At 63.9% G+C, this 3,403-nt stretch carries 5 protein-coding genes and 1 pseudogene; 4 read left to right on the top strand and 2 right to left on the bottom strand.

Features of this window, described 5'->3' with window-relative positions; translation table 11 throughout:
• Positions 1-164, bottom strand: a pseudogene (locus EN994_RS36305) (methyltransferase); the annotation flags it as partial.
• Entirely contained in the window at positions 164-388 is a 225-nt protein-coding gene (locus EN994_RS23470) for a DUF2007 domain-containing protein (protein WP_063167652.1), read from the bottom strand. The pseudogene EN994_RS36305 and the gene EN994_RS23470, both read right to left, overlap by 1 nt.
• A gap of 200 nt (positions 389-588) precedes the next feature.
• On the opposite strand from EN994_RS23470, the gene EN994_RS23465 reads away from it, so the two are divergent.
• The 4 genes from EN994_RS23465 to EN994_RS23450 form a co-directional block, all read left to right on the top strand.
• Positions 589-1,605 (top strand): polyprenyl synthetase family protein, encoded by a 1,017-nt coding sequence (locus tag EN994_RS23465; protein ID WP_013532830.1) that lies wholly within the window; start codon positions 589-591, stop codon positions 1,603-1,605.
• A gap of 105 nt (positions 1,606-1,710) precedes the next feature.
• Entirely contained in the window at positions 1,711-2,379 is a 669-nt protein-coding gene (locus tag EN994_RS23460; RefSeq protein WP_063167653.1) for a GntR family transcriptional regulator, read from the top strand.
• Between the two features lie 107 nt (positions 2,380-2,486).
• Positions 2,487-3,080 (top strand): biotin transporter BioY, encoded by a 594-nt coding sequence (locus EN994_RS23455; RefSeq protein WP_063167654.1) that lies wholly within the window; start codon positions 2,487-2,489, stop codon positions 3,078-3,080.
• The coding region (locus EN994_RS23450) for a DUF1284 domain-containing protein (RefSeq protein WP_127307835.1) at positions 3,077-3,403 on the top strand (327 nt) is incomplete at its 3' end. The genes EN994_RS23455 and EN994_RS23450, both read left to right, overlap by 4 nt.

The raw sequence follows: 3,403 nt of genomic DNA, 5'->3' as shown, positions 1-3,403 counted from the left end.
CGACCGGCAAGAGAGGCCGGCACGGAGGCCGCCAGCATCATCGCATCCATGCCGGCGCGATGACCGCCTTGCTTGGGCTGCACCAGCCAGAACCGGCCGCGATGGAAAGCGTCGACCGTATGGGCCGGCGTGTCCGGGACAAGGGCGGCGGGCGCGGCGGACATTATTTTCCGCGGATTTCGTTGGCGATGCCGGCATCCCTGAGGATGCGCCGTGCCGCGTCGGCCTGGTCGGCGTCGACCATGACGCGCTTCTGCAAAAGACCGATCGACCCTTCGAGAATGCTCATATTCTGGTCGGCGACAAAGCAGGCAATGCCGGCGTCGCGCATCAGCGATTCGACAAAGGAAATGATCACGGCATCGTTGGTGCGGACTAGTTCTATCATCGTATGAAACTCGCAGTTTGCGCTATTGATGTAAACGGGCAGGGGATTCCGGGGCAGAGCCGTTCCCTTGGGGTCGTTGACATTCTGTCGCCGCCGCCGCGCCAATTCGCCACTTGCCGTGCCCATGTCCGCCGCCCTAGAGTCCATACAGGGACTAAGGGTGCCGTCGCACGCTCTATACCAAGACGGGAGTGATTGTCGTGGGTGTCGTTCTCAACATCGAAAACGGGAAGCGGGAGCCCGCCTCCATCAAGGATCTGATCGATCTGACTGCCGCCGATATGGGGCGCGTCAATGAATTGATCCTGTCCAAGGCCGGCTCCGACGTCGAGATGATCCCGGAGGTCGCCAACCATCTGATCTCGTCCGGCGGCAAACGGCTGCGGCCGATGCTGACGCTGGCCGCAGCCCAGATGTTCGGCTATGCCGGCGAGGGCCACGTCAAGCTCGCCACCTCCGTCGAATTCATGCACACCGCGACGCTTCTGCACGACGATGTCGTCGACGAGAGCGGCATGCGCCGCGGCAAGAAGACCGCCCGCATGATCTGGGGCAACCAGGCAAGCGTGCTGGTCGGCGACTTCCTGCTCGGCCAGGCTTTCCGCATGATGGTCGATGTCGGCTCGCTCGAGGCGCTCGACATCCTGTCGAGTGCAGCCTCGATCATCGCCGAGGGCGAGGTCATGCAGCTTGCCGCCGCCAAGAACCTCGAAACCACCGAGGACGAGCATTTCGCCGTCATCAAGGCCAAGACCGCCGCACTTTTTTCGGCTGCTGCCGAGGTCGGCCCGGTCATCGCCCAGGCGACGCGCAACGATCGTGCGGCGCTGCGCTCCTATGGCATGAATCTCGGCCTGGCCTTCCAGCTGATCGACGACGCGCTGGACTATGGCGGCACCAGCAAGGATCTCGGCAAGAACGTCGGCGACGATTTCCGCGAGGGCAAGGTGACGCTTCCGGTCATTCTCGCCTATCGGCGCGGCACCAAGGCCGAGCGCACCTTCTGGAAGCGCGCCATCGAGGACAATGTCGCCGATGACGCCGGCCTGGAAAAGGCGACCGGCCTGATGACCCGCCACGGCGCCATTGCCGACACGATCGGACGCGCGCGCCATTTCGGCGAGATTGCCCGCGACGCGCTGGCGCCGCTCGAAGCGACGCCGCAGAAATCGGCGCTGATCGACGTCATCGATTTCTGCATCAGCCGGGTCAACTAAAGGCTGGACTTTCGCGACGCTATCTCTGGCCTGCGCTAAGAGGAAGTTTAGGAATTCGGTCCCGCCGTCTCGACAAGCCGCCCTGCCGCAAATTATCTATAAAACATGGCAAAGGGCACAGACGACACCATCGCGGTGCGCATCAGCAAGGTTCTGGCGGACCGCATCATTTCCGGTGCGATCGAGCCGGGGGCCAGGCTTCGGCAGGATCACATCGCCGAGGAATTCCAAACCAGCCATGTTCCGGTGCGCGAGGCCTTCCGCCGCCTCGAGGCGCAAGGGCTGGCCATCGGCGAACCGCGCCGCGGCGTGCGTGTCGCGTCTTTCGACCTGGGCGAGGTCAAGGAAGTCGCCGAAATGCGCGCCGCCCTTGAAGTGCTGGCGCTGCGCCACGCGGCGCCGCATCTGACATCGGCCATTCTCGATCTCGCCGAGGAGGCGTCCAAGGCTGGCGACAAGTCCCGCGATGTCCGGTCGTGGGAAGAGGCCAACCGCGCCTTCCACCGCTTGATCCTGTCGCCATGTGGCATGCCGCGCCTGCTCGCCACCATCAACGATCTGCACGCGGCAAGCGCCCGTTTCCTGTTCGCGGCATGGCGCTCGGAGTGGGAGACACGCACCGATCAGGACCATCGCGCGATCCTCGCCGCCTTGCGGCAGGGAAACACCGAATCGGCGGCCGTCACACTGGGGCGGCACGTCCAATGGATTGGCCGCAAGCCGGTCAGGACGGCTTCCGGAACGACGCGCGAAGCCTTCGCCATCGTAGGTTAGACGGCCTCCGCCAAAGCCAGGGCTTGCAATCTCCAGGGAAGTGTGGATTCGATAATAGATCGAAAACAGAAATTATCTATAATTTGAAATCGATCGAAGGAATCCCAATGACAGACGTCGCATTCTCGTCCAGCAAGCCGTCGTTCAGCCCGCTCCGGCTCCAGGATCGTTCTCTTGCCTGGCAGATTGGAGCCGTTGTGCTCGGCACCCTGTTCCTGGCGCTGTCATCCTACGTCGAAGTGCCGATGGTGCCGGTCCCGGTGACGATGCAGACCTTCGCCGTGACATTGGTCGGCGCGCTCTATGGCTGGCGGCTTGGCGCGCTCACCATCGCCGCCTGGCTGGTCGAGGGTGCGGTCGGCTTTCCCGTTCTGTCCGGAGGGGCAGCGGGTGCGGCGCATTTCGTCGGGCCGACGGCTGGCTATCTCTTCGCCTTCCCGCTTGTCGGCGCACTGGTCGGCTGGCTGGCCGAACGCGGCTGGAACGGCAAAAGGGTGATGCTTGCCTTCGTCGCCATGCTGCTTGGCAACCTTGCCTGCCTTGTGCTGGGCACAGCATGGCTTGCCGTCATGATTGGAGCCGAACAGGCCGTTACCTTCGGCTTCCTGCCGTTCATCGTCGGCGGCTTGCTCAAGTCGGCGCTGGGTGCCGCGACGCTCATGGCGCTTCGCGGCGGCAAGGCCAAGCTGGTCAATCCGTGACGATCAGGCTGCGCGCCCATCACCTCCTTTGCCTGCTCACCTATGTGGGCAAGGGATACAGCCCCGCCTTCACCGCCAATTATGATCGCGTAGCGGAGCGCCTGAGCCGGGGCGAGGACGTCCTCCTCGTTTCCGGCCCAGACGATGTCTGCGCCCCGTTGCTCGACGAGCCGGAACCGCACTGCCTCAACGAGAGCGTCGTCGAGCGGGACCGGCTCGCCGCGCAGGACGTGGAAGAATTGTTGGCACGGCCAATCCAGGTCGGCACCTGTGTTGATCTCGACACGGCGATGCTGGGCCGGAAACGAGGAGGACGTCCTCGC

The sequence above is a fragment of the Mesorhizobium sp. M7A.F.Ca.CA.002.09.1.1 genome, assembly GCF_003998555.1.
GTDB classification, from domain to species: Bacteria; Pseudomonadota; Alphaproteobacteria; order Rhizobiales; family Rhizobiaceae; genus Mesorhizobium; species Mesorhizobium ciceri.
This window is presented reverse-complemented; position numbering and strand designations above follow the sequence as displayed.

Excerpts from the sequence above, each read along its gene's own strand:
- EN994_RS23470 (WP_063167652.1), bottom strand. The coding sequence starts at position 388 with ATGATAGAACTAGTCCGCACCAACGATGCCGTGATCATTTCCTTTGTC.
- EN994_RS23460 (WP_063167653.1), top strand. The coding sequence starts at position 1,711 with ATGGCAAAGGGCACAGACGACACCATCGCGGTGCGCATCAGCAAGGTT.
- EN994_RS23455 (WP_063167654.1), top strand. The coding sequence starts at position 2,487 with ATGACAGACGTCGCATTCTCGTCCAGCAAGCCGTCGTTCAGCCCGCTC.